General features: G+C 71.7%; 19 protein-coding genes and 1 rRNA gene. 9 read left to right on the forward strand and 11 right to left on the reverse strand.

Translation table 11 applies throughout. The features are described 5' to 3' along the window. Both rrf and AB0J69_RS45525 read left to right on the forward strand, forming a co-directional pair. A 5S ribosomal RNA gene (gene rrf / locus AB0J69_RS45520) occupies positions 1-85 on the forward strand; the annotation flags it as partial. Positions 86-1,403: 1,318 nt separating this feature from the next. Then, the gene (locus AB0J69_RS45525; RefSeq protein WP_364131735.1) at positions 1,404-4,490 is read left to right on the forward strand and encodes a tetratricopeptide repeat protein; all 3,087 of its coding nucleotides are present in this window, start codon (positions 1,404-1,406) and stop codon (positions 4,488-4,490) included. Positions 4,491-4,591: 101 nt separating this feature from the next. Here AB0J69_RS45525 and AB0J69_RS45530 read toward each other — a convergent pair whose 3' ends face one another. Continuing rightward, positions 4,592-5,221 (reverse strand): LysE family translocator, encoded by a 630-nt coding sequence (locus AB0J69_RS45530; protein ID WP_364131737.1) that lies wholly within the window; start codon positions 5,219-5,221, stop codon positions 4,592-4,594. A 99-nt stretch (positions 5,222-5,320) separates the two neighbouring features. On the opposite strand from AB0J69_RS45530, the gene AB0J69_RS45535 reads away from it, so the two are divergent. Continuing rightward, a complete protein-coding gene (locus tag AB0J69_RS45535) occupies positions 5,321-5,779 on the forward strand; it encodes an Lrp/AsnC family transcriptional regulator (RefSeq protein ID WP_364131739.1) in 459 nt (152 codons plus the stop codon). 134 nt (positions 5,780-5,913) lie between these two features. Here AB0J69_RS45535 and AB0J69_RS45540 read toward each other — a convergent pair whose 3' ends face one another. Further along, the gene (locus AB0J69_RS45540; protein WP_364131741.1) at positions 5,914-7,383 is read right to left on the reverse strand and encodes a phosphodiester glycosidase family protein; all 1,470 of its coding nucleotides are present in this window, start codon (positions 7,381-7,383) and stop codon (positions 5,914-5,916) included. A gap of 259 nt (positions 7,384-7,642) precedes the next feature. On the opposite strand from AB0J69_RS45540, the gene trpS reads away from it, so the two are divergent. After that, positions 7,643-8,605, forward strand: coding sequence for a tryptophan--tRNA ligase (gene trpS, locus AB0J69_RS45545; RefSeq protein ID WP_364131744.1), 963 nt, complete (start codon positions 7,643-7,645; stop codon positions 8,603-8,605). Here trpS and AB0J69_RS45550 read toward each other — a convergent pair. The 5 genes from AB0J69_RS45550 to AB0J69_RS45570 form a co-directional block, all read right to left on the reverse strand. Further along, a complete protein-coding gene (locus AB0J69_RS45550) occupies positions 8,568-9,614 on the reverse strand; it encodes a methyltransferase (RefSeq protein WP_364131746.1) in 1,047 nt (348 codons plus the stop codon). The two genes, trpS and AB0J69_RS45550, sit on opposite strands and share 38 nt — an antisense overlap. Before the next feature lie 22 nt (positions 9,615-9,636). Beyond that, positions 9,637-10,020, reverse strand: a complete 384-nt coding sequence (locus AB0J69_RS45555) for a cupin domain-containing protein (RefSeq protein ID WP_364131748.1) — start codon at positions 10,018-10,020, stop codon at positions 9,637-9,639. A gap of 18 nt (positions 10,021-10,038) precedes the next feature. Further along, positions 10,039-11,655, reverse strand: coding sequence for a PucR family transcriptional regulator ligand-binding domain-containing protein (locus AB0J69_RS45560; protein ID WP_364131750.1), 1,617 nt, complete (start codon positions 11,653-11,655; stop codon positions 10,039-10,041). Between the two features lie 66 nt (positions 11,656-11,721). After that, positions 11,722-13,350: an AMP-binding protein gene (locus AB0J69_RS45565; protein WP_364131753.1), complete on the reverse strand. Its 1,629-nt coding sequence runs from the start codon at positions 13,348-13,350 to the stop codon at positions 11,722-11,724. 13 nt (positions 13,351-13,363) lie between these two features. Continuing rightward, a complete protein-coding gene (locus AB0J69_RS45570) occupies positions 13,364-14,065 on the reverse strand; it encodes a TetR/AcrR family transcriptional regulator C-terminal domain-containing protein (RefSeq protein WP_364131755.1) in 702 nt (233 codons plus the stop codon). Between the two features lie 55 nt (positions 14,066-14,120). On the opposite strand from AB0J69_RS45570, the gene AB0J69_RS45575 reads away from it, so the two are divergent. After that, positions 14,121-15,569: an MFS transporter gene (locus AB0J69_RS45575; RefSeq protein ID WP_364131757.1), complete on the forward strand. Its 1,449-nt coding sequence runs from the start codon at positions 14,121-14,123 to the stop codon at positions 15,567-15,569. Here the strand turns inward: AB0J69_RS45575 and AB0J69_RS45580 are convergent. Then, the gene (locus AB0J69_RS45580; protein WP_364131760.1) at positions 15,566-16,264 is read right to left on the reverse strand and encodes an alternative oxidase; all 699 of its coding nucleotides are present in this window, start codon (positions 16,262-16,264) and stop codon (positions 15,566-15,568) included. The genes AB0J69_RS45575 and AB0J69_RS45580 overlap by 4 nt on opposite strands. A 234-nt stretch (positions 16,265-16,498) precedes the next feature. Here AB0J69_RS45580 and AB0J69_RS45585 point away from each other — a divergent pair, with 234 nt between their 5' ends. The 3 genes from AB0J69_RS45585 (at position 16,499) to AB0J69_RS45595 (ending at position 20,509) form a co-directional block, all read left to right on the forward strand. Continuing rightward, the gene (locus AB0J69_RS45585) at positions 16,499-17,779 is read left to right on the forward strand and encodes an aspartate aminotransferase family protein (RefSeq protein WP_364131763.1); all 1,281 of its coding nucleotides are present in this window, start codon (positions 16,499-16,501) and stop codon (positions 17,777-17,779) included. Continuing rightward, entirely contained in the window at positions 17,776-19,284 is a 1,509-nt protein-coding gene (locus tag AB0J69_RS45590) for a CoA-acylating methylmalonate-semialdehyde dehydrogenase (protein ID WP_364131766.1), read from the forward strand. The genes AB0J69_RS45585 and AB0J69_RS45590 overlap by 4 nt, the downstream gene beginning before the upstream one ends. An 85-nt stretch (positions 19,285-19,369) precedes the next feature. Continuing rightward, a complete protein-coding gene (locus tag AB0J69_RS45595) occupies positions 19,370-20,509 on the forward strand; it encodes an extracellular solute-binding protein (RefSeq protein WP_364131769.1) in 1,140 nt (379 codons plus the stop codon). Positions 20,510-20,618: 109 nt separating this feature from the next. Here the strand turns inward: AB0J69_RS45595 and AB0J69_RS45600 are convergent, their stop codons facing one another. Together AB0J69_RS45600 and gabT are read right to left on the reverse strand one after the other, a co-directional pair. Then, positions 20,619-20,870 carry a hypothetical protein gene (locus AB0J69_RS45600; RefSeq protein ID WP_364131771.1) on the reverse strand — a complete coding sequence of 84 codons (252 nt, stop codon included), beginning with the start codon at positions 20,868-20,870 and terminating at the stop codon, positions 20,619-20,621. A 157-nt stretch (positions 20,871-21,027) separates the two neighbouring features. Beyond that, on the reverse strand, positions 21,028-22,356 hold the full coding sequence (gene gabT, locus AB0J69_RS45605) for a 4-aminobutyrate--2-oxoglutarate transaminase (protein WP_364131773.1): 1,329 nt from the start codon (positions 22,354-22,356) through the stop codon (positions 21,028-21,030). Between the two features lie 92 nt (positions 22,357-22,448). On the opposite strand from gabT, the gene AB0J69_RS45610 reads away from it, so the two are divergent. Beyond that, entirely contained in the window at positions 22,449-24,155 is a 1,707-nt protein-coding gene (locus tag AB0J69_RS45610; RefSeq protein WP_364131775.1) for a PucR family transcriptional regulator ligand-binding domain-containing protein, read from the forward strand. Here the strand turns inward: AB0J69_RS45610 and AB0J69_RS45615 are convergent. After that, positions 24,121-24,747, reverse strand: coding sequence for a TetR/AcrR family transcriptional regulator (locus AB0J69_RS45615; protein WP_364131778.1), 627 nt, complete (start codon positions 24,745-24,747; stop codon positions 24,121-24,123). The genes AB0J69_RS45610 and AB0J69_RS45615 overlap by 35 nt on opposite strands. Positions 24,748-24,791: the final 44 nt, after the last annotated feature.

Here is a 24,791-nt window from a genome sequence, read left to right on the forward strand (position 1 = left end):
TTACATTCCGAACCCGGAAGTTAAGCTTCTCAGCGCCGATGGTACTGCACTCGGGAGGGTGTGGGAGAGTAGGTCACCGCCGGACAATCTTTATAAAAGAGCCCCGATCGGCTACGATCGGGGCTCTTTTTTGTTTCCCCATGCACAGGGTGTTTTCCGGGCATGACGCAGTTTCGGTGGCGTCGGTCAGAGTGCGCCGTCACCCTGGAGGAATGACGGCTTCACCCCCTTCAGAGCCGACCTCCGGATCGGCACGACATAAGCAGCGGCGTTCGCGGCTCCTCACCTGGATGGTTGTCCCGGTTTCGCTCACTTTGTTGGTCGCCGGGGCGGCGGACGTCATGGCGGACGTGTTGGGGATGCCGGGCACGCTGCTGAAGTTTCTGGACGAGCAGGACAGCCTGATCAGCATCTCCCTGGGGATCGTCGGGTTGCTCGTCGCAGGCGCGCTGGCTGCGTCGCGGCGTCGGCTCCGGCGTTGCACTTCGGCCAGGATGCCGCCGCCGCACGAATCGTCGGCCTCCGGATGCGGTGCCGGCCCTGCGAAGGCTCCCGGTGGCGCGGGTGACCCTGAGCGGCCCCATGTGCCCTTCCCGCTGGCCGCCCCAACGCCGGACGCGCCCCCGCTGGCGGGTGGCGTCGATCCGGGCCCGGCTGGCGGACCTGGTCAGGCGGGCGGTAAGTCTGGTGAGTCGCCGGAGTCCGACTCCCCGTCGGGGACCGACCCGCGATCGGGGTCCGACCCGCGATCAGAATCCGACCCGTGTACGGGATCCGACCCGCGAACGAGGACCGACCCGCGAACGGGGACGGGCGCCCAAGCGGAATCCGGCTCGCGAGCGGGATCCGGCGCCCGATCGGGGACGGGTATTCAAACGGGGCCCGACGCTCATGCGGGGTCCGACGCCTGTGCGGACTCCGACACTGCTGCGGGGATCGACATCCGTGCGGGGAGCGAGGCGCGTGCGGGCTCCGACACCCGTGGGGAGTCTGGCGGGCGGGCGGGGGCCGGGGCCTCGTCGGAATCCGAGCCCCGAGTGGGCTCCGACGCGGGAGTGGGCTCCGACGCCCAGGCGGGATCCGACGACCGGGCGGGGAGCGACGCCCGGGCGGAGAGCGACGACCGGGCGGAGTCCGATGCCAGTGCAGAGTCCGGCATCCGTGAAGGGCCTGGCGGGCGGGGGCGGGCTGGCGCCACGTCGGGGTCCGAACCTCGAGTTGGGTCCGGCGCGGGCGCGGGGTCAGACGTCCGTGCGGGGGACGGGTCCTCGGGGGATGGGCGGGCGGCGGGCGGCGGATCTTCTGTGGTCGAGGGGGATATGGGACGTTCCATTTCCATAGGCGGGGATAACGCCGGGGTGGCGATGACCGGGGACGGGGCGACTGCCGTGACCGTGGGTCATGTGGACGTCGTCGGTGACGTTCGTCTGCCGCCCCGCCCCCCGGTGCCCACCCGCCCCGTGCAGCTCCCGCCCCGCCCTCCGCGGCTGCTCGGGCGCGACGAGGTGGTGGCGCGGCTGCGGGAGCGTCTGATCGCCGGGCCGGCCGAGCCGTGTGTGGTCGCCGTGTACGGGCTCGGCGGCGTGGGCAAGACCAGCCTCGTCCTCGAGTACGCCCACCGCCACCACCAGGACTACCAGCTCGTCTGGCAACTGCCCGCCGCCGACCCGGCCGTCCTGTCGGCCGCGTTCGCCCGGCTGGCGGCGTTGCTGGGGTTACGGGACACGGTTGACGCCGCCGATCCGGTCGATCAGGTGCATGCCGTGCTCGCCGCCCACGCCGGGCCCTGGTTGCTGATCTTCGACAACGCCCCGGAGGCCGATGCGCTCCGCCCGTACCTCCCTCCGGCGGGACCCGGGCATGTGCTGATCACCAGCCGGTCCGGGAGCTGGCCTCGGGAGCAGGGGCTGGAGCTGCCGGTGCTGGAGCCGGAGCCGGGGGCGGCGCTGGTGCTGGCGCGCTCGGGGCAGGACGACGGGGCCGCCGCCTCCGCCGTGGTGGCCGAGCTGGGCGCGCTGCCGCTGGCGCTGGAGCAGGCCGCCGCGTACATGGCCGAGACCGGCCTTACCCTCTCGGAGTACCTCGACCTGCTGCACGACCAGCGCGCCGAGCTGCTCGCCCAGGGGCAGGCGTGGGGATACCAGGAGCGCGTCACCACCACCTGGCAGCTGTCGTTCAGGAACCTGGCCCGCACCAGCCCCCAGGCGATCGCGCTGCTGCGCGTGCTGGCCTGCTACTCCCACGAGGCGATCCCGTACCACCTGCTGCTCTCCCAGCTCGAACGGTGCAGCCCGCGCGAGTTGCTGGCCGCGGACGTGCGGCGGCAGCGGGCGTACGGGCGGTTGCCGAACTCGCGGCTGTTCCGCGACGTCCGTCCCTGGCTCAGCGCGCTGGGGGTGTTGCAGCGGCTGCCGCGCGACACCATCACGGTCAACGCCGCCGTCGCCGCGCTGCGCGGTCACAGCCTGATCGGCCTTCCGGCGGAGGGGAACCTGTCGGTGCACCGCCTGGTGCAGGCCGTCACCCTCGACCAGCTCCCACCCCACGAGCAGCAGCGCTGGCGCGACGCGGCCGCCGTGCTCCTGGAGTCCGTGCTGCCCGACGACCCCGCCCACGCAGATACGTGGTCCCGGTACGCCCACCTGCTGCCGCACATCCTGGCCGTGCTCGTCCCGTCCTCGCCCGGCATGGCCAAGACCGCGCAGTACCTGGGGGCGAGCGGCGACTACCGTACGGCGAGGGCGTTGTTCATGGAGATCTGCGAGGCTCTGACCGCGAGCCTGGGCGCCGAGCATCCCGCCACGCTGACCGCCCGGCACGAGCTGGCCCGGTGGACCGGCGAGCTGGGGGACGCGGAGTCGGCGCGGCGGCAGTACGCGGCCCTGCTGCCCATCCGCGAACACCGGCTCGGCTCCGAGCACCCGATCACGCTGACGATCCGGCACGAGCTGGCCCGGTGGACGGGGGAGCTGGGCGACGCGGTGGCGGCGCGTGACCAGTACGCGGCATTGCTGCCGGTCAGGGAGCGGGTGCAGGGTCCGGAGCACCCGAACACGTTGACCATCCGGCACGAGCTGGCCCGGTGGACGGGGGAGCTGGGCGACGCGGCGGCGGCCCGTGACCAGTACGCGGCGTTGCTCCCGATCTACGAGCGCGTCCTCGGCCCCGAGCACCCCGACACGCTGACCACCCGCCACAGCCTCGCGCAGTGGACCGGGCGGGCGGGGGATCCGGTGGCCGCCCGGGACCAGTACGCCGCACTCCTCCCCGTACGCAGCCGCGTGTCCGGCCCCGAGCACCCTGACACCCTCATCACCCAGGCCAATCTGGCGCAGTGGACCGGCCAGGCGGGGGACCCGGCGGCGGCCAGGGACCAGTACGCGGCGCTGCTCCCCATCCGCGAGCGGGTCCAAGGCCCGGACCACCCCTCCACCCTGATCAACCGGCACGAGCTGGCCCGGTGGACGGGTGAGCTGGGGGACGCGGTGGCGGCGCGCGACCAGTACGCGGCCCTCCTGGTCGTGCGCGAGCGCGTGTCCGGCCCCGAACACCCCGACACGCTGACGATCCGGCACGAGCTGGCCCGGTGGACCGGCGAGCTGGGGGACGCGGAGTCGGCGCGGCGGCAGTACGCGGCTCTGCTGCCCATCCGGGAACGCGTCCAGGGCCCCGACCACCCCGACACCCTGACCGCCCGGGCCAACCTGGCGCAGTGGACCGGCCAGGCGGGGGACCCGGCAGGGGCCCGCGACCACTGCGCCGCGCTGCTGCCGGTCAGGGAACGCGTCCTCGGCCCCCAGCACCCCGCGACCCTGATCACCCGCCACGAGCTGGCCCGGTGGACCGGCGAGCTGGGCGACGCGGTGGCGGCCAGGGACCAGTATGCCGAGCTGCTCGTCCGCCGCGAGCGCGCCTCCGGTCACGAGCACCCGGACACCCTCACCACCAGGCACAACCTCGCCTTCTGGACCGGCCAGGCCGGGGACCCGGCGGCGGCCCGGGACCAGTGCGCGATGCTGTTGCCGGTCCGGGAACGCGTGCTCGGCCCCGAACACCCGGACACACTGATCACCCGGCACAACCTCGCGTACTGGACCGGCCAGGCCGGTGACGCGGTGGCGGCGCGCGCCGAGTACGCGGCGCTGCTGCCGGTCAGGGAGCGGGTGCTCGGGCCCGAACACCCCGACACGCTGACGATCCGGCACGAGCTGGCCCGGTGGACCGGCGAGCTGGGTGACCCGGCAGCGGCCAGGGACGCGTACGCCGCCCTGCTGCCCCTGCGCGAGCGCGCCTCCGGCCGCGAGCACCCCGACACGCTGACCGCCCGCGCCAACCTCGCGTACTGGACCGGCCGCGCGGGCGACCCGGCGGCGGCCCGCGACCAGTGCGCGGCGCTGCTGCCGGTCCGGGAACGCGTGCTCGGCCCCGGCCACCCGGCGACCCGCACCACCAGGGAGCAACTCGCCTACTGGGCGGAACAGGCCCGATGAAGCGGCGGGCGTGACCGTCACGGAACAGGCCCGGTGAGCGGCGGGCGTGGCCGTGATCGAACGGCCCGCGGGGCGATCGGTCTGGCCGCCGGGGAACGGGGCTAATGGGTGCTGAGCGTGGCCGCCGCGACCACCAGCAACATCGTGCCCGACACGGCCGAGATCCGCCCCGCCGCCTTCGGGGTGCCGGCCAGGGCGCGGCTGGCCCGGGCCGTGGCGACGGCGGCCAGGCCGTAGAGCAGGCCGCAGTTCACGACGTGCAGCAGGCCGAGCGCGGTCAGCTGGACGCCCAGCGGAAGTCCCGTGCCGGGCGCGATGAACTGCGGCATCAGGGACAGGTACAGCAGCAGGCCCTTCGGGTTCAGCAGGGCCGTGAGCATGCTCTGCCGCAACACCCGGCCCGCCGGCTCGGCCGGCGGCGAGCCGGGTGCGGGGCCGGTGCGGCTCCTCAGCGACATCAGCGTCCTGACCGCGAGGAACACCAGGTACGCGGCCCCGGCGTAGCGCATCGCGGGCAGCGCGGCGGGGACGGCGCGCAGCGCGGCGGCCAGCCCGGCGGCGGCCAGGACGGTGTGCACGGCGTAACCGCAGCAGATGCCCGCCACCGCCGTCAGCCCCGTCCGGCGGCCCTGCCCGAGGGAGCGGGCCGTCACGTAGAGCAGGTCGGGGCCGGGGGTGCAGATGAGCAGCAGATCCATGCCCAGGAAGAACAGCAGGAGCCGGGTGTCCACGACGATGTACCTCCTCCGTTGTGACGGTAGCCGGGGAGGCTTGGCAGGCGATGGTGGATTCGTGCCGGCACGGCGGGGTGCGTGGCACGATATTGCGTCATGGACAGGATTGACCGCAGGATCCTCCATGAGCTGCAGCGGGACGGGCGGCTCAGCAACACCGAGCTGGCCGACAGGGTGGGGCTCACGCCGTCACCGTGCCTGCGCCGGGTGCGGCAGCTGGAGGAGAGCGGCGTCATCCGCGGCTATCGGGCGCTGCTCGACGGGGACGCGGTGGGGCGCGGGTTCCAGGCGTTCGTGACGGTGGTGATGCGGTACGAGGACCACGACACCGTGGCGGAGTTCGAGCGGCGGGTGGCGGAGATGCCCGAGGTGGTGGAGGCGCACCGGCTGTTCGGGGATCCGGATTTCCTGTTGCGGATCGCGGTGGCGGACCTGGCGGCCTACGAGCGGTTCTACTCCGAGACGTTGTCCGGGCTGCCCGGGGTGGCGCAGGTGACCTCGCACCTGGCGATGAAGGCCGTGAAAGCGGACACCGGCCTGCCGGTGACCGGCTGAGCTCGCACGCAGGGGTTGAGGGGCCCGTACACCGGTGATGGGCTGAGGGGCCCGCACGCGGCGGTGCGGGCCCTCGGGTTCACACGTGGCGGTGCGGGCCCTGGGTCGCACGTGGCGGTGCGGGCCCCGGCGGCTTACTGGGGCAGGACCAGGAGGGCGTCGCCGACGGCGCGCTCGGCGCCGTCGGACGGCCGGTTGACCAGCTTGTTGCCGACCACCATGGCCGTCGAGCCGCCGCCGTCGAAGTTGATCGCCTGCGTCGCGCCCAGCCAGCGCATGAACTGGGCGGCCTCCACGAAGTTCGCCCCGATCGTCACCCCGGGCTGCCGGCCGTCGATGGTGACCAGGATCAGGCTGCCGTTGCGGGTGGTGCCGAGGAGGGTGCGCGGGTGGCGGCGCAGGATCATGTTCATCGAGTCGTGCCCGTCGCGCTTGGCGGTGATCTTCACCCTGCCGTTGCGCACGAGGCCGACGCCGCCCGCGATCACGTTCAGGTCGGGGGTGAGCTTGAGCGCCCGCTTCGTCCGCAGGTCCACGACCTTCATGTCGATCTTGACCGTCCACTCCTGCCAGGCGTGCTCGTTGAGCCAGTCGGAGGCCACGCCGTTGCCGTGCAGCACCCGCATGCCGGCGGTCACCGCGCCGCCCGAGGCGCGCAGGCCCACGACCCTGCCGTTGGCGTCGAGGACGGCGTCGGTCCCGCCGGTGGGCGTCTTGGCTCCGTACTCCTCCGTGTACAGCACCAGCTCGTCCGTCGTCGCGGCCCGGTTGACGCCGTTGACCTCGACCCGCTCGCCGTCCTGCGAGATCGCGGTGACGTCGGTCTTCAGCTCGGTGATCTTGGCGGTGCGGCCTTTGAGCACGACGGCCGAGCGGCCTTCGATGGCCTCGCTCAGCAGCTTGCCGCCGACCACGGACGCGCCCACGGGCTCGCCGCGCAGCGCCTTGGCGGTGTGGATGTTGAAGAAGCCGCCGTTGAGGCCGACGATGGCGTTGCGGGCCTTGGCCATCGAGGAGACGGTCTCCCGCTTGGCCACGCTGGTGCCGAGCGAGGCGGCGTACGAGCCGCGGAACGTCTTGACGTCGATCATGAGGACTCTGGCGTCCCACGGGCCGGTGGTCTTGAGACCGTCGTCGCCGAGGTAGTCGACCTTGACCTTCAGGCCCGCGTCCTTGAGCTGCTTCGCCTTCTCCTCGGCCTTCTTCTTGTCCTTGAAGGACCACAGGCCGACGCGGACCATGTACTCGGTCTTGGCGGGGGCGTCGGCGACCGCCGGCCGGACGATCTTCTGCAGGCTGGCGGCCTCGCCGGTCGCCTCCACCTCGGCGACCTTGGTCTCGGCGTTCGGGAGCGTCCCGGTGTCGCGGCCGTTGGGCATCAGGACGGTCACCGTGTAACCGTCGGTGTGCGAGCCCGCCTTCACGTCGTACAGGTCGATGCCCTGCGTCACGGCGGTCATCGTCTTGGTCGGCACGGGCCGGGTGCCCAGCGGGAACTTGGCCGACGGGAACCTCACCGACAGCTGCTCCGCTGTCGCGGGCAGCGCGGTGAGGGTGAGCGCCGCGGCTATGGCCAGGCCGCCGGCGAGGGTGCGTCGAGACATGAACTCTCCAGAGGGCGGAAGAGGGACCGCACCATAGTGGCGAGATCAAGGTCTCCGGGTCAGGGGAACACGCCAAACGAGTAAAGAGGTTACGAGATTGACACCACGAACCGATACCATTCGTATATGACTCGCATCTGCATGTGGTGGCGGCCGACAGACGGCCGCTGAATTCCCATGCGTGGGCCGTCCCCGAGACGGCCCCGGCAAGCGGGTGGCTCCTCTCCGGGACGGCATGATCCCAAAGGAGAGAGACCTCATGAACGACGTCGTGCTCACCGGTGACCGCCCGACGGGCCGCCTGCATCTCGGCCACTATTTCGGCTCGCTGGCCAACCGGGTGGAGCTGCAGGACCGCTATCCGATGTACGTGCTGATCGCCGACTATCAGGTGATCACCGACCGTGACGTCCCTGGCGAGATCCGGCGGCACACCACCGAGCTGCTGCTCGACTATCTCGCGGTCGGCATCGACCCGGCCAAGGTCACGATCTTCCAGCACAGCGCGGTCCCCGAGCTGAACCAGCTCCTGCTGCCGTTCCTGAGCCTGGTGTCGGTGGCCGAGCTGCGGCGCAACCCCACGGTGAAGGACGAGATCGCGCACAGCTCCCAGCGGGCGGTGAGCGGCCTGATGTTCACCTATCCGGTGCACCAGGCGGCCGACATCCTGTTCTGCAAGGGCACGCTGGTGCCCGTGGGCAAGGACCAGCTGCCGCACCTGGAGGTGACGCGACTGGTCGCGCGGCGCTTCAACGAGCGCTACGGCGAGGTGTTCCCGCTGCCGGACGCCCTGCTGGGGGAGCAGCCGCTGCTCAAGGGCCTGGACGGCGGCAAGATGAGCAAGAGCCGGGGCAACGCGATCGCCCTGTCGGCCACCGAGGACGAGACGGCCGCCCTCATCCGCAGGGCCCGTACCGACTCCGACCGGCTGATCACGTTCGACGAGGAGCGCCGCCCGGAGGTGGCCAACCTGCTCACGCTGACCGGTCTGTGCCTGGGCCGCCCGCCGCACGAACTCGCCGACGAGATCGGGGACGGCGGGGCCGCCACGCTCAAGCGCGTGGCGACCGAGGCGGTCAACGAGTTCCTGCGCCCGATCAGGAGGCGCCGGGCCGAGCTGGCCACGGCCGACGTCCGGCAGATCCTGGCCGACGGCAACGCCAGGGCCCGCGAGCGGGCGGTCCTCACGCTCGACGAGGTGAGGGCCGCGATGGGGTTCTAGCCACGGCCAGCTCCGTGGCGGGGGAGCCGAACGGGCGGCGGTGCCGGACCCCGCGGAAGCCGGCCGCCCGCAGCAGGCCCGCCACCTCGCGCAGCGCGCGTACCCTGCCGCCCACCGCGACCAGGTAGTTCAGGTCCAGCAGGCGCAGCAGGGTACGGCTGGCCCGGCCCGGCATGACGCTGTCGGAGAACTGGTCGCCGACCACGATGGTGCCGCCCGGGTTCAGCGCCGCCGCCAGGCGCCGGAACAGCAGGGCCGTCTCCTCGTCGGTCAGCCCGTGCACGATGTTGAACAGCATGACGACGTCGTACCCGTCGCCGAGGTCGTCCTCGAGGAACGACCCGGCGCGCAGCGTCAGCCGGGGGTGCTCGGCGGCGGCCTCCAGCGCCCGCGGCAGGTCGATCACGGTGGCCCGCAGCCCGGGGTGGCGGCGCAGCAGCTCCACGCTGAACAGGCCGTGCCCGCCCCCCACGTCGAGCACCCGGCGGGCGCCGCGTGGCACGGGGATGGCCCGCGCCGTGGCCGGGGCCTGGCGGCCCGCCACCGCCGCCGTCCACGCCTGGAACGAGCGCGACAGCTCGGGGTCGCTCTCCAGCAGCGCGTAGAACGGCGTGACCGGCGAGCCGTCGCGCACCGCCTTCTCCAGCCTGGGCCAGATCACGCAGGCGGTACGCTCCCAGAACTCCAGCCCCGCCACCAGCGACGTCGGTGAGTCGGTCGTGAGCCACAGCCGTGCGGTGCGGGTCAGCCGGTAGCGGCCGCCGCCGGCTCTCAGGTAGCCGAGCCCGGCCAGGGCCCGTAACAGCGCGTCGGCCGCGCGAGGATCGAGCCCGAGCGCGGCGGCCAGCTCGACGCCGGTGGAAGGTCGCCGGCGCAGGGCGTCGAAGACGCCGATCCTGGCCGCCGCGACGACCGCGTGCAGACCCAGGGCGCCGAAGTAGTCGAACATGGGAGGCACGATCGCCAGCCGGTGGGCCGCGGCCTCTATGGGGTTGAAGAAGAGGGGCACACTAGCGACGGTAGGTCGCGAACTACGCGGACCGCCGGGTCTGATAGACCTTGCGCAGCGTCTCGTGCACGATCCATGTCGTCCTGGCACCCTCGGCCAGCAGGCAGACGTCCCCCGGGCCGACCTCGATCGTGGTGCCGCCCTCGACGGCGATCGTGGCGCGGCCGGACAGCACGACGAAGATCTCGTCGCTCTCCACGTCGGTCACGACGCCCGGCGTGATCTCCCAGATGCCCCGGCCGTCGCCCAGCTCCAGGGACGACGTGGCGGGATCGCCCGCGACGATCTGCTCGGGAGCGAGCTCGTCGGGGGTCAGCCGTACGTCGTGTACGGGCACGGAGAAGGCCCCCGCGGTGGCGATCATGCGGCCGAGGTCGGCCACGTCGGGCATCAGCACGTCAGACATATCGCCCATTTCAGCACATTAACGGCTCTCCCTGCGGAACGACTCCAGCGCCAGCAGTGCCACGTGCAGGGAGAGGCACGACTCCACGTCGTCGAGGTCGGTGTCGAGGATGCGTTCGAGGCGCCGCAGGCGGTCGTAGAAGGCGGGCCTGGACAGGTGGGCCTTCTGCGCGGCGACGGCCTTGTTGCGCCCGGAGTCCAGGTAGACGCGCAGGATCCGGGTCAGGTCGCCGCCCCGCTGCGCGTCGTGGGCCAGCAGCGGCCCCAGCTCCCGCTCGGCGAACGTCTGCATCCTCGCGTCGTCGCGCAGCAGGTGGAGCAGGCCGCGCAGGCGCAGGTCGGGCAGCCGGTAGAAGGGCCGGCCGTCGGGCTGGCGGACGGCGACGTCGGCCACCTGCTCGGCCTCGAGGAAGCTGCGGCGTACGTCCCTGATGGACTCCACCACCGAGCCCGCCGCCAGCACGAACGCCGAGCCGGGCCGCCACAGCACGCGCAGCCGCTCGGCGAGCGAGGTCAGCGCGGTCTCGGCCTGCGTGCGCGGCGGGAGCGGCAGCAGCACCCCGACCCGCTCCTGGTCGAGCGCGCCCACCAGGGCGGGCAGGCGGGCGTCGCGGCAGGCGGCGGCGGTGGCCTCGGCCAGCTCGCCGAGCTGCGCCTGGCCGTCCAGCGCCTGGTCGATGGGCTCGGTCGGCCTGATCACCACGCTGATCAGCTTGCGCCCGGTGAGCGGCACGCCCACCGCGCGGGCGCGGGCGGCGGCCTCGTCGGGGTCGGAGTAGGCGTGGGTCAGGATGCCGGTGATGATCGTGCCGTGCGCCTGGCGCTCCAGCGACTCCTGGTGGCGCTCCAGCAGGCGGCCCAGGGCCAGCGTGGTGGCGGCGCGCTCGGCCAGCACCATGTCGCGCGGCGACGGCTGCCCGTCGCAGAGCAGGATCAGCCGTCCCCAGTCCTGCCCGCGCGCCCCGACCGTGGTGACCAGCCAGCCCGAGGCCGGATCGTACGCGGTGCGCTCCGCCGGGGCGACCGCCCGCGACCTGGTCTCCCACCCCGCCAGCAGCGTCCCCGCGTCGCGCCCGGCGGACTCGCAGGCCAGCACCTGGTGCGCGAGGTTCTCCAGCAGCACCGGCCGGCTCGACAGCCGGGCCACCTGGGCCAGCACCTCGGCCGGCGAGGCGCCCTCGACCGACAACTCGGTGAAGACCTCGTGGAGCTGCTCGGAAGCGCGCAGCTCCTCCAGCTGGATGTCGATGATCCGGGCGTGCACCGACTCCGTGATCTGCACGAACGGCGTCTCCCGGGTCAGCACGACGACCGGCAGGCCGTGCTCCTCGGCCGACTTGACCACGGCCCGCGGCAGCTCGCGGACGAACCGGCGGCCCAGCTCCACGATCAGTCCCGAGGCGCCCACGGAGGAGAGTTCGCCGATGTAGTCGGCGAGCTTCTCCGGGTCCTCGGGCAGGGCGACCCCCGTGGTGAGCACCAGCTCCCCACCGCGCAACAGGTGGGCGATGTCGGCTATCTCGCCGACGTGCACCCACCGCACCTTGGTGTCGAGCCGGTCGGCGCCCGCGACCACGCGCGGGCCGCCCCGGCGCACGGTCTCAAGAGCGAGGACATCGGCGATGGTGGGCAACACGGGGCAGAGCCTAGCCGATCAGCCTGTAAGAACGGCCATAGGTGAATTTACACTTTGCCCCCATTGTCATGGGTTGAGATCCTCTTCGCGGTATTCCCGCCGGGGTTCGCGTACGCGCAGCTCAACGCGGCGAATCTTGCCGGAGATCGTCTTCGGCAACTCGTCGAACTCCAGCCGCCGCACCCGCTTGTACGGGGCCAGCTCCCGCCGGCAGTGCTCGAAGATCGACCGCGCGGTCGACTCGTCCGGCTCGAACCCCGGGGCGAGCGTGACGTACGCCTTCGGCACGGCCAGGCGTACCGGGTCGGGGGCGGGCACCACGGCCGCCTCGGTCACGGCGGGGTGCTCCAGCAGTACGCTCTCCAGCTCGAACGGCGAGATGCGGTAGTCGGAGGCCTTGAAGACGTCGTCGGTCCGGCCCACGTAGGTGATGTAGCCGTCCGCGTCGCGGGTGGCGACGTCGCCCGTGTGATAGAAGCCGCCGCGCATGGCCTCCGACGACCCACCGACATATCCGGACATGAGGCCGAGGGGGCGGCGGCCGTCCAGCGGCAGGCAGATCTCGCCGTCGTCGCCCTGGTCGCCGGAGACGGGGTCGATCAGCACGACCTCGTAGCCGGGCAGCGGCCGCCCCATGGACCCCGGGCGGACCGGCTCGTCGGGGGCGTTGCCGATCTGCGCGGTGGTCTCGGTCTGGCCGTACCCGTCCCTGATCGTCAGGCCCCACGCCTTGGCGACCTGGTCGATGATCTCGGGGTTGAGCGGCTCGCCGGCGGCCACGGCCGTACGCAGGGGCAGCTTCCACGCGGCCAGGTCCTCCTGGATGAGCATCCGCCACACGGTCGGCGGGGCGCAGAACGTGGTCACCCGCTCGTCGCGCAGCACCTCCAGCAGCGCGGGCGCGGAGAAGCGCTGGTAGTCGTGGATCAGCACGGTCGCCCCGGCGTTCCAGGGGGCGAACACGTTGCTCCAGGCGTGCTTGGCCCACCCGGGCGAGGACACGTTGAGGTGCACGTCGCCCGGTCTGACCCCGATCCAGAACATCGTCGACAGGTGCCCGGCCGGGTAGGAGGCGTGGGTGTGCTCGACCAGCTTCGGCTGCGAGGTGGTGCCGGAGGTGAAGTAGAGCAGCAGCGTGTCGTCCGCGCGGGTCGGCCCGTCGGGGGTGAAGCTCTCCTGGGCCTCGTACGCCTCGTGGTACGGCAGCCAGGTGTAGGCGTCGCCCACGCCGATCCGGGTGTATTCGCCGGCCCCGAACTTGCCGGCGTCGGCGGCGTTGGCGATCACGTGGGAGACGCCGCCGCGCTCGATCCGCTCGGTGATGTCCTTGGCGGTCAGCAGCGTGGTGGCCGGGATGACGACCGCGCCCAGCTTCATCGCGGCCAGCAGCGACTCCCACAGCTCGGCCTGGTTGCCCAGCATGAGCAGGATCCGGTCGCCCCGGCGCACGCCCTGCTCGTGCAGCCAGTTGGCGACCTGGTTGGAGCGGGCCGACAGCCGGGCGAAGGTGTAGGTGGCGCTGCTCGCGCCGACGATCTTGAGAGCGACGGCGTCGGGGGTCTCGGCGGCCAGCACCCCGTCGAACCAGTCGAGCGCCCAGTTGAACTCGGTCAGCTCCGGCCAGCGGAAGTCGCTGCGGGCGGTGGCGGGATCGGCCCCGAGCAGGAAGTCGCGGGCGGTGCGGAAATCGCTCATGCCTGGGATCCTGCTACGTCGCCAGCCGCCGCTCAAGGCCGTCGAGCATCGACAGCAGGCCGAAGTCGAAGGCCATGGCGCGGACGGCCTGCGGATCCTCGTAGCCGGCCATGTTCACGCTCTCCAGCATGTCGGGGTAGTGGGCGGCGGCCTGGGCGACCGCCGCCCGCATCTCTTCGGGGTCGTATTCCCTGTTGCCGGTCGAGGTCTTCCAGGCGATCTCGGGAATCGTCATGCCGAAGACGTAGGCCGTCAGGGTGGCGATGGCGAAGTCGGTGTCCAGCCCGGTGAATCCGGCACCCTTGAACACCCTTCGCATCTCGTTGGCGACGTGCAGCGCGTTCGGGCCGAGCGCGGGCAGCCGGCCGATGAGGTCGGCCGCCCACGGGTGCCTCAGGATCGCCTGGCGCATGCTGTAGGCGAGCGTGGTGGCGGACGCGCGCCAGCCCACCTCGTCGGGGTCCTGAACGGTCATCTCCGCCCACACCTCGTCGTAGAGCAGCTCCAGCAACTCGTCCTTGTTGGCGACGTACCAGTAGAGGCTGGTGGCCCCTGCCTGCAGCTTCGCGCCCAGCTTGCGCATGCTCAGCCCGGACGGGCCCTCCTCGTCCAGCAGTTCGAGCGCGGCCCGGACGATCTCCTCCCGGCTACGGCCCGGGCTGGTGGCCTTGCGGGACTCGCGGAGCCACACCGAGGAGAACGCCTTGCTGCTCATACCCCAAGGATAAATCCACTCGCACACTGTACGAGCGATGTCGTACGCTGTGCGAGTGAACTCGAACACTGTACGAGACCCACGCCGCTGGTGGATCCTCGCCGTCCTCTGCCTGGCGCTCCTGGTGCTGGTCATCGACAACACCGTGCTCAACCTGGCCATCCCCTCCCTGAGTCAGGAGATGGGCGCGACCCCGTCGGACATCCAATGGATCATTGACGCCTACGTGCTGGCCTTCGCCGGCCTGCTGCTCACCTCGGGCAGCCTGTCCGACAAGTACGGCCGGCGCCTCTTCCTGATCATCGGCCTGGCCTTCTTCGGCGGCGCGTCGCTGCTCGCCGTCGTCGTCACCGAGCCCTGGCAGCTCATCGCCGCCCGCGGCCTGATGGGCATCGGCGGCGCGCTGCTCATGCCGTCCACGCTGTCGATCCTGATGACCGTGTTCGACGAGACCGAGCGGCGCAAGGCCATGGCGGCCTGGAGCGCCGTGGCCCTGGTCGGCATGGTGTCGGGCCCGACCCTGGGCGGTTTCATGCTGGAGCACTACTGGTGGGGCTCGGTCTTCCTGCTGAACATCCCCGTGGCGGCGGTCGCCATCGTGGCCGCCGTCGTGCTCATGCCCGAGACCCGCAGCACCGGGCGGAGGATCGACCCGGTGGGCGTGGTGCTGTCGATCGTGGGCCTGACCGCGGGCGTCTACGTGATCATCGAGCGGGAGTGGAACATCCCGGTCATCGCGCTAGCGGTCGTCGCGCTGGCCGCGTTCGTGGTCTGGGAGCGCCGGCGGGAGGAGCCGATGTTGCCGCTCCACCTGTTCGCCAACCGGAACTTCAGCGGCGCGTCCTTCTCGATCCTGCTCATGTCGTTCGGCGCCGGTGCCGTGATGCTGATGCTGACCCAGTACCTGCAGTTCGTGCTGGGCTACGGGGAGATGCAGGCCGGGCTGGCCATGCTGCCCTACGCCGTGGCGGCCGCGATCTTCAACGGCGTGGGCGCCGGCCTCGGGCAGAAGCTCAGCAACCGGGTGCTGATCGGCGCCGGGCTGCTGCTCATGGCCGGGGGCTTCGTCGTCATGGCCATGACCACCGGCTACCTGCCGCTGCTCGTCGGTCTCGTGATCATGGGCATCGGCGGGGGCCTGGCCGGACCGTCCGCCTACGCCTCGCTCATGGGGGCCATCCCGGTGGACCACGCCGGCGTCGGCTCCGCGCTGAACGACACCGTCCAGCAGGTCGGCATGGCGCTCAGCATCGCGATCCTGGGCAGCGTCCTGGCCGGGAAGTACACCTCGGAGATGCCCGCCGACCTGCCCGCGGCCGCCAGGGAGTCGATCGGCGCCGCGCACCCGCTGGGCCTGGCCGAGGTCGCCAACGAGGCCTTCACCTCCGCCATGCACCTCGGCTCGTGGGTCGGGGCCGCGTTCTGCGTGGCCGCCGCGTTGCTCGCCGTCACCGTGCTGCGCCCGGCCAAGCCCGCCGCGGCCCCCGAACCCGTGCAGGTCTAGCGGACACGGGGCTCCTTCATGCTCTCCAGGCTGTCCAGCTTGTGGGTGCGCTCGTCGTGGCCGATCTGCCGGAGCAGGTCGGCCACCGAGCGGTAGCGGCCGTACTCGGCGGCGTACGTGCCGGGGTCGGGCACCAGGTCCAGGTCCGGGTTCTCGGCCACGAAGGTCATGTATTCATGCTCGGCGTGGTCCTCGAACTCCGCGTTGAGCCGGTAGCTCCAGTCCGGCCTGACCAGGAACAGCACCCAGGACACGTGGTAGTAGAAGAACGCGATCAGCCACGGCGCCACCTTGTGCAGCAGCCACGTCTGTCTCTGCCCGGTGCGCTGCACCAGGTCCTGCAGGATCAGCAGGTGCCACTGCTCGTTGTCCTGGTCGGCGCGGGCCTCCACGATCCGCTCGAAGATCCTCCTGGCCAGCCCGGAGCGCCCCGCGTGCCGGTGCACGGCCCAGTAGCCCATCCGTTCCCACGCCTGGTAGGGGACCCGGGCGATGATCTCCAGCATGGCGAACTTCGTGTACGACCCCTTAACGCCGTACATGAGGTCGACCGGCTTGAACATCATCTTGGCCAGCAGGCTGTAGTCCATGCGCGGGGTGGCCAGGGTGTCCCGCTGGGCCTGGAGGAGCTGGGCCCGGTCGAGCTTCGGCGGGCCGGACGGGGCTTCGGGTCGGTGGTCGGCGATGACGGTCATCTCTGTCTCCTTCGTTCCTCGGATGTACCGATCGTCGGTGACAGAGGGGCCTCCGGTCGTCGGCCGCCAGGGGTCTTTTCCGGTGATTCCGGCGATGTACTGGGCACGGGATACGTACGTCTGGAGGCGGACGGGTAATCCCCTAGGGGATATTCCAGTGTGTAAGGCAACGTGCCGCCCTTCCGACAGGTTGTAGGTAGGAGCGGCATGGCGGGAAAAGGGATACTCGGTAACATGTCGGAGCTTCTCGCGCGCCACCGGGCAGTGATGCCCAACTGGCTGGCCCTCAACTACACCGAGCCCATCGAGATCGTCAGCGGAAAGGGCAACCGCGTCGTCGACGCGGACGGCAAGAGTTACCTCGACTTCTTCGCCGGGATCCTGACCAACATGATCGGCTACGACGTGCCCGAGGTGCGCGAGGCCGTCGAGCGCCAGCTCGCCACCGGGGTGGTGCACACCAGCACCGTCTACCTGCTGCGCGGCCAGATCGAGCTGGCCGAGAAGATCGCGCGGCTCTCCGGCATCCCCGACGCCAAGGTCTTCTTCACCAACTCCGGCACCGAGGCCAACGAGACGGCGCTGCTGCTGGCCACGTACGCGCGCAAGAGCGACCAGGTGCTGGCCATGCGCCAGAGCTACCACGGGCGCAGCTTCGGCGCGATCAGCGTGACCTCCAACCGCTCCTGGAAGAACAACTCGCTCTCCCCGCTCAACGTGCACTTCCTGCACGGGGCCGACCGGCACCTGACCCAGTTCAGGGGCCTGTCGGACGCCGACTACATCCAGGCGTGCGTGGACGACCTGCGCCACGTGCTGGCCACGACCGTGTCCGACGACGTGGCGGCGCTGATCGCCGAGCCGATCCAGGGCGTGGGCGGGTTCACGATGCCCCCCGACGGGCTGTTCGCCGCCTACAAGGAGGTGCTCGACGAGCAGGGCATCCTGTTCGTCTCCGACGAGGTGCAGACGGGGTGGGGCCGGACCGGCAGCGCGTTCTTCGGCATCCAGAACCACGGCGTGACCCCCGACATGATCACGTTCGCCAAGGGCCTCGGGAACGGCTTCGCGGTCGGCGGCATCGTGGCGCGCGGCGACCTGATGGACGGCCCGCACGCCGTGGGCCTGTCCACGTTCGGCGGCAACCCGATCTCCATGGCCGCGGCCAACGCCACCCTCGACTACGTGCTCGACCACGACCTCCAGGCCAACGCCGCCCGTACCGGTGCGATCATCATCGGCGGCCTCAAGGCCGCGGCCGGGCGCCTGCCCGTCGTCAAGGACGTGCGCGGCAAGGGCCTGATGTTCGCCGTGGAGCTGGAGAGCCCCGCCCAAGCCGCCCGCTTCATGGAGCTGACCAAGCAGGCGGGCCTGCTGGCGGGCAAGGGCGGCCTGTACGGCACCGCCATCCGCATGGCCCCGCCCCTCACCCTCACGGTGGACGAGGCCACCGAGGGCCTCGGCATCATCGTCACCGCCCTCGAAACCATCAACGCAGAGGCAGCAGCTCAGTGAAGTCGGTCAAGCACTGGATCAACGGAGCCCTCGCGGACGGCGACCCCGCACGTACCGCCGAGCTCTACAACCCGGCCACCGGCGAGGTCAGCGGCCACGTCGCGCTGGCCTCGGCCGCGGACGTGGACGCCGCCGTGGCGGCGGCCGTCGCGGCCTTCCCCGCCTGGCGGGACGCGTCGCTGGTCAAGCGGGCACAGGTGCTGTTCCGCTTCCGCGAGCTCATGTACGCCCACCGCGACGAGCTGGCCGCGCTGATCTCCGCCGAGCACGGCAAGGTGCACTCCGACGCGCTCGGCGAGGTGGCCCGCGGGCTGGAGGTCGTGGAGTTCGCCTGCGGGATCCCGCACCTGCTCAAGGGCGGCTACTCCGAGGGTGTCTCGACCCGGGTGGACTCCTACTCGATGCGCCAGCCGCTGGGCGTCGTGGCCGGGATCACGCCGTTCAACTTCCCGGCCATGGTGCCGATGTGGATGTACCCGATCGCGATCGCGTGCGGGAACGCGTTCATGCTCAAGCCGTCGGAGAAGGACCCGTCGGCCTCGCTGCTCATGGCGCGGCTCTGGCAGGAGGCGGGGCTGCCCGACGGCGTGTTCAACGTGGTGCAGGGCGACAAGGTGAGCGTGGACCGGCTGCTGGAGCACCCGGACGTGCGCGCGGTGTCGTTCGTCGGCTCCACCCCGATCGCGCAGTACGTCTACGAGACCGGCACCGCCCACGGCAAGCGCGTCCAGGCGCTCGGCGGCGCCAAGAACCACATGCTCGTCCTGCCCGACGCCGACCTCGACCTGGTGGCCGACTCGGCCGTGTCGGCGGGCTTCGGCTCGGCGGGGGAGCGGTGCATGGCGATCTCCGTCGTGCTGGCCGTGGACCCGATCGGCGACGAGCTCGTCCAGAAGATCGTCGAGCGGGTGGACAAGCTGGTGATCGGCCCCGGCGACGACCCGAAGTCCGAGATGGGGCCGCTGGTCACCGGGCCGCACCGCGACAAGGTGGCCTCCTACCTCGACCTCGGCGTCGAGGAGGGCGCCAAGCTGGTCGTGGACGGCCGCGAGACGGAGGTGCTGGGCGGCGGCAAGGCGTCGGAGGCGCCCGGCTTCTGGCTCGGCCCGACCGTGCTCGACCACGTGCCCGTCGGGTCGCGTACGCACACCGACGAGATCTTCGGCCCCGTGCTGTCGATCGTGCGCGTCTCCTCGTACGAGGAGGGCCTGGAAGTGATCAACGGCGGCCTGTACGGCAACGGCACCGCGATCTTCACCAACGACGGCGGCGCGGCCAGGCGCTTCCAGAACGAGGTCGAGGTCGGCATGATCGGCATCAACGTGCCCATCCCGGTGCCGATGGCCTTCTACAGCTTCGGCGGCTGGAAGTCCTCCCTGTTCGGCGACACGCACGTGCACGGCACCGAGGGCGTGCACTTCTACACCCGGGGCAAGGTCGTCACCTCCCGCTGGCTGGACCCCTCGCACGGCGGCGTGAACCTGGGCTTCCCCACCAACAGGTAAGCGGCGATCGCGGCGCCGGGAGGGACTGGCGTCCCTCCCGGCTCTGTCCCCGGTAAGCTCCAGCACACGGACAAGGGGGGAATTGGTGAATCGTCGTCGTGCTTTTGCCCTGGCGCTCGCCGCATCGGCGCTGGTCTCCGGCATGGGCGCGGCCCGTCCCACACCCTCGCCCTCACCTTCGCCCTCGACCTCACCTTCGCCCACTCCCACCCCGAGCCCGAGCGCCACGCAGAGCGACGGCACGCTGCAGATCCTCACCTACCGCGGCTACGCCGAATACGGCGGCACCAGCCCCAAGGCCAACTGGGTGGGCTCGTTCGAGAAGGAGACCGGCTGCCGGATCGCCCGGATCGACACCGTGCAGACCGCCGAGGAGATGGCCGCCAGGGTCGGCCAGCGGCCCTACGACGTGATCACCGCCGGGCCCGTGCTGGCCGCCGGCCTGATCGAGGCCAAGCAGGTGCAGGCCATCGACCCGGCCAAGGTGAGCGGCTACGACGACCTCGACGAGCGCTTCCGCGACATGGCCACGGTGTCGGGCAAGGTCTACGGGGTGCCCTACCTGTGGGCGTACGACGAGTTCGTCTACGACTCGGCCAAGGTCAGGGGCGGCGGGCTGGGGCAGGCGTTCGCCTCCGACCGGGTGGCGCTCAGGGACAGCCCGCTGACGATCGCCGACGCGGCGCTGGCCGAGGGCTCGGCGAAGGACCCGTACGAGCTGAGCGAGACCGAGCTCGGCAAGGCGATGACGCTGCTGGAGCGCAACAAGGACCGCACCTACTGGCGCAACCCGGTCGACCTGGTCAAGGGCTTCGCCACCGGGTCGCTCGACTACGCCCAGATGACCCCCTACCATCGCCTGCTCCTGCAGACGGCCGGCAAGCCGGTCAAGGTGATCGAGACGCGTGAGACCACCGGGTGGGTCGACTCCTGGATGCTCGGCGCGAACGTCCCCGACACCACCTGCGCCTACCGGTGGCTCAACTGGGTGACCGAGCCGGACGCGCAGCGCGACGCGGCCGCGTGGGTGGGCATGGCGCCCGCCAACGACAAGGCGTGCAAGGGGCGGGCCAGGACGATGTGCGAGACGTACGGGGTGGGCGACGACAAGCGGCTCGACCGCGTCGTGTTCGCTGTGCGGCCGCCCGGGGATTGCCGCGCGGAGGACGGGGAATGCACTGACTACACCGCATGGACAAAACGGTGGCGCGAGCTCGCCAAGTGAGTGGGGGCCGCCGATCCCCACGTGACCGTGCCGCGGACCCGCCCTTCCCCCCGCTGGGCGCGGCCCGTCAGAGGCGCCCCGGGCCTTCCCCCCGTCCCGGGGCGTCTCGCTATCGAGACGGGAAGGCCACGACGGTGGCCATGGGAGCGGGGATGAGCGCTTCGGCGCAGTCGCCGCAGGCGAGCACGGGCGAGTCGTCGGGCAGGCGGCCCACGCGCACGCGCGGGCGCGGCCACCTCTTGTGGCAGACGACGCAGGCGTCGCCGTCGCGCTGGGCCCAGGTCAGGCCCTCAGGGTCGAACGTCAACATGTTCCGCGCCGTTCTGGTCGGACCCCAGTTCATCACGCTCCCAGCAGCCATCGCCCCTCCGTATGTCGGAACCGTTATAACCCTGACCGAGGCCGTGAGCGTCTAGCTGAGCGTCAAGTCAGGGTGAATTCTCTACCCGAGTGGCACCTGTTACACCACAAAACGGGCATCCAGCCGCAAGCTGGATGCCCGTTTCGTCGGGGTTCGTCTAGAGCTCGGCGATCGCCTTCTCCAGGATGCCCAGGCCCTCCTCGAGCAGGTGCTCGGGGATGACCAGCGGGGGCAGGAAGCGCAGCACATTGCCGTACGTGCCCGCCGTCAGCACCAGCAGGCCCTCGGCGTGGCAGCGCTTGACGATCTCCTGGACGGCGGTCGGGTTCGGCTCCTTGGTGCCGGGCTCGACCAGCTCGATCGCGATCATCGCGCCCCGGCCGCGCACGTCCCCGACCACGTCGAAGCGCTCCTTGAGCGCCTCCAGCCGGGGGAGCATGATCTCGCCGATCCGCCGGGCCCTGGCGACCAGGTCCTCCGACTCGATGGTCTCCAGCACGCCGAGCGCGGCCTCGCAGGCCAGGGGGTTGCCGCCGTACGTGCCGCCCAGGCCGCCGACGTGCACCTTGTCCATGATCTCGGCCCGCCCGGTCACCGCGGCCAGCGGCAGGCCGCCCGCGATGCCCTTGGCGGTGGTGATGATGTCCGGTACGACGCCCTCGTCCTCGCACGCGAACAGCGTCCCGGTGCGCGCGAAGCCCGTCTGCACCTCGTCGGCCACGAACACGATCCCGTTCGCCCGGCAGAACTCGGCGATCCGCGGCAGGAACCCCCTGGCCGGCACGATGAACCCGCCCTCGCCCGCGATCGGCTCGATCACCACGGCGGCCACGTTCTGCGCGCCGATCTGCTTGGTGATCATGTCGATGGCCTGCTCGGCGGCCTCCTCCGCGCAGTTCTCCGGGCCGCTCGGCCAGCGGAACGGGTAGGCCAGCGGCACCCGGTACACCTCCGGCGCGAACGGGCCGAACCCCTGCTTGTACGGCATGTTCTTGGCCGTCAGCGTCATCGTGAGCAGCGTGCGGCCGTGGTAGCCGTGGTCGAACACCACGACGCCCTGCCTGCCGGTGGCGTGCCGGGCGATCTTGACGGCGTTCTCCACGGCCTCGGCGCCCGAGTTCACCAGGAACGTACGCTTCTCGTGGTCGCCCGGGGTGAGCTCGTTGAGCTTCTCGCACACCTCCACGTACGACTCGTACGGGGTGACCATGAAACAGGTGTGGGTGAAGTCGGCGACCTGCTTCCGGACGCGCTCGACGACCTTCGGGGCGGCGTTGCCCACGTTCGTCACCGCGATGCCGGAGCCGAAGTCGATCAGCGAGTTCCCGTCGGCGTCCTGCACCACGCCGCCGCCGGCGCGGGTGACGAAGACCGGCAGGGTCGTGCCGATGCCGGGCGGGACGGCGGCCTGCTTGCGGGCCAGCAGCTCCTGGGACTTGGGGCCTGGGATCGCGGTCACGACGCGCCGCTCCTGGGGAATGCTCATGGCTCTGACGCTACGGCGGGCTCTCACCAGGACCGATACGTCGATATGTCACACTAGGAGTGCTCGTCTTTGCCGGAATGGACAAAACTCGCATGCCGCCTTCCCTGCAGATCGTCGTCCGTCGCATGAACCTGCGGCCGGTGGCCGGGACGTCAGGCCAGGGGGTGCTCGACGCGCCGGTGCGCTGGGTGGCGGTCAGCGAGCTCGCGGACCCGACACCTTACCTGGAGGGCGGGGAGCTGCTGCTCACCACCGGCCTGCGGATGGAGGGCGACCTGACGGGTTACGTGGCCCGCCTGGTGACCCGCGGCGTGGCCGGGCTCGGCTTCGGCGTCGGCGTCTCGCACGAGGAGGTGCCGCCCGCCCTCGTCACGGCCGCCGAGGAGGCCGGGCTGCCGCTGCTGGAGGTGCCGCGCGAGACGCCGTTCATCGCGGTCGGCAAGACGGTCAGCGAGCTGCTGGCGGCCGAGCAGTACGAGGAGATCAGCCGCGCCTTCGCCGCCCAGGGCCGCCTGACGCGGGCGGCGCTGCGGCCGGACGGCCTGCACGCGGTCATCGACCGGCTGGCCAAGGAGGTCGGGGGCTGGGCGGCGCTGCTGACGGAATCGGGCGAGGTCCGGCACGCCACGAGCGGGGCCAGGACGGATGAGGTCGCCGGGGAGTTGTCCCGCCGCCGCGGCCGCCTCCCGGCCCCCACCGCCGCCCGCCCGTCCGACCCGGGCCCGCCCGCCGCTCCCGAGGCCGATGAGGCCGGCACCGGGGTGCACGCCGGCACCGCCGGGCCCCGTGGAGCGGGCGGCGGAGTGCAGGCCGGCCGTGCGGGTGGCGAGCGGATGCCGGCCAGCCTGGCGCTGTCCGGGCCCGGTGAGCACATCGTGGTGCAGCCGCTGGGCGGCGGGGGGCGGCCGCGCGGGTTCTTCGCCGTCGGTGCCGGGCACGCCTTCTCGCCCGTCACCCACACCGTGATCAACGCCGCCGGCTCCCTGCTCACGCTGGCCATGGCCCAGGGCAGGACCCAGCTGGCCGCCGAACGCCGGCTCCGCACCGCCGTGCTGGAGCTGCTGCTGGCGGGGGAGGAGGCGCGCGCCCGCGACGTGCTGCGGCCGCTCGGCGGGCGGCTGCCGGAGGAGCCGCTGGTGGTGCTCGCGGCCGGCCCGGAAGCCCTGGAGGCCCTGGAGCCGCACACCTTCGCGGCCCTGGCCGACGACGGGGACGGGACGGGGCGGACGGCCGTCGCGATCGTGGCCGGGTCCGCGGCTGAGGAGGCGGCGATGAACGCGGAGGCGCCCGTGGGTCTCAGCCTGCCTGCCGGATACGCCGCCACCTCCCTGCACAACGCGCTCGACCAGGCCAGACGCGCCCTGGAGGCGGCCCGCAGCGGTGCGGCCCGTCACGGTGAGAGGCCGGGGGACGGCGAGGAGCCCGAGGCCGGGACGCGTGGGGTCACCGGGACGGTCGTGAGGTTCGGGGAGCTGGCGGGGCAGGGTCTGCTCGGCCTGCTCGACCCGGCCGCCGCCCAGGCGTTCTCGGCGGCCATCCTGGCCCCGCTCAACGCGTACGGCTCCCGGGCCGACCTGGTGGAGTCGCTGCGCGCGTACCTGGAGGGGAACGGCCACTGGGACGCGGCGGCGCAGCGGCTGGGCGTGCACCGGCACACCCTGCGCTATCGCATGAGACGCGTCGCGGACCTGCTCGGCCGCGACCTCGACGACCCGGGTGTGCGCGCGGAGCTGTGGCTGGCCCTGGAAGTGGCCCGCCGGCCCGTTACTTCTGCTTGTCCACCAGATAGCAGCAGATGATCGCGGTCGTGACCGCCTCGTAGGTGCGGCCGTCGCGCAGGTGCCCGGCGCGTTCCAAGCTGATCGCGCCCTGCGCCGCCGACCACAGCGCGTCCGCGATCTTGCGGGGCTGCGTGGGGATCAGGTAACCGGCCGAGATGCAGTCGGCGATGACCCGGTCGAGGATGTTGAGCGCGGCGCGGGCCAGCGTCCTGGCGCGCTCGCTGGGCTCGAAGCCGGGGATCGCCCGCTCGAACATCAGGCTGTAGTAGCCCGGCTCGGCCAGGCACGCCTGCCGGTAGGCGGGGCCGAGCGCGGTCAGGTGCTCGAACGGGTTGCGCCGCTGCGGCACGGCCTCCAGAAAGCGGCGGAAGCGCTCGAACCCCTCCAGATAGAGCGCCTCCGCCAGGCCCTCCCGGTTGCCGAACATCGTGTAGATGACGGTCGTCGTGCAGCCCGCCTCGGCGGCGATCCTGCGCATGGTGAGGCTGTCGGGCCCGTCCGTCCGGAGCAGGTTGACCGCCACGTCCAGGAGGCGGGAGCGGAGTTCGTCGTGGCTGGCGCGCTCACCGAGAAGGTAGGCGCCCTGCAGGCCCAGCGGCGCCGAGGTCATGAGACCTCCCTTGTGGCCAAGGACCGGCTATGCGTCCTTGTGAC

It is taken from the genome of Nonomuraea sp. NPDC049709 (assembly GCF_040674815.1).
GTDB lineage: Bacteria > Actinomycetota > Actinomycetes > Streptosporangiales > Streptosporangiaceae > Nonomuraea.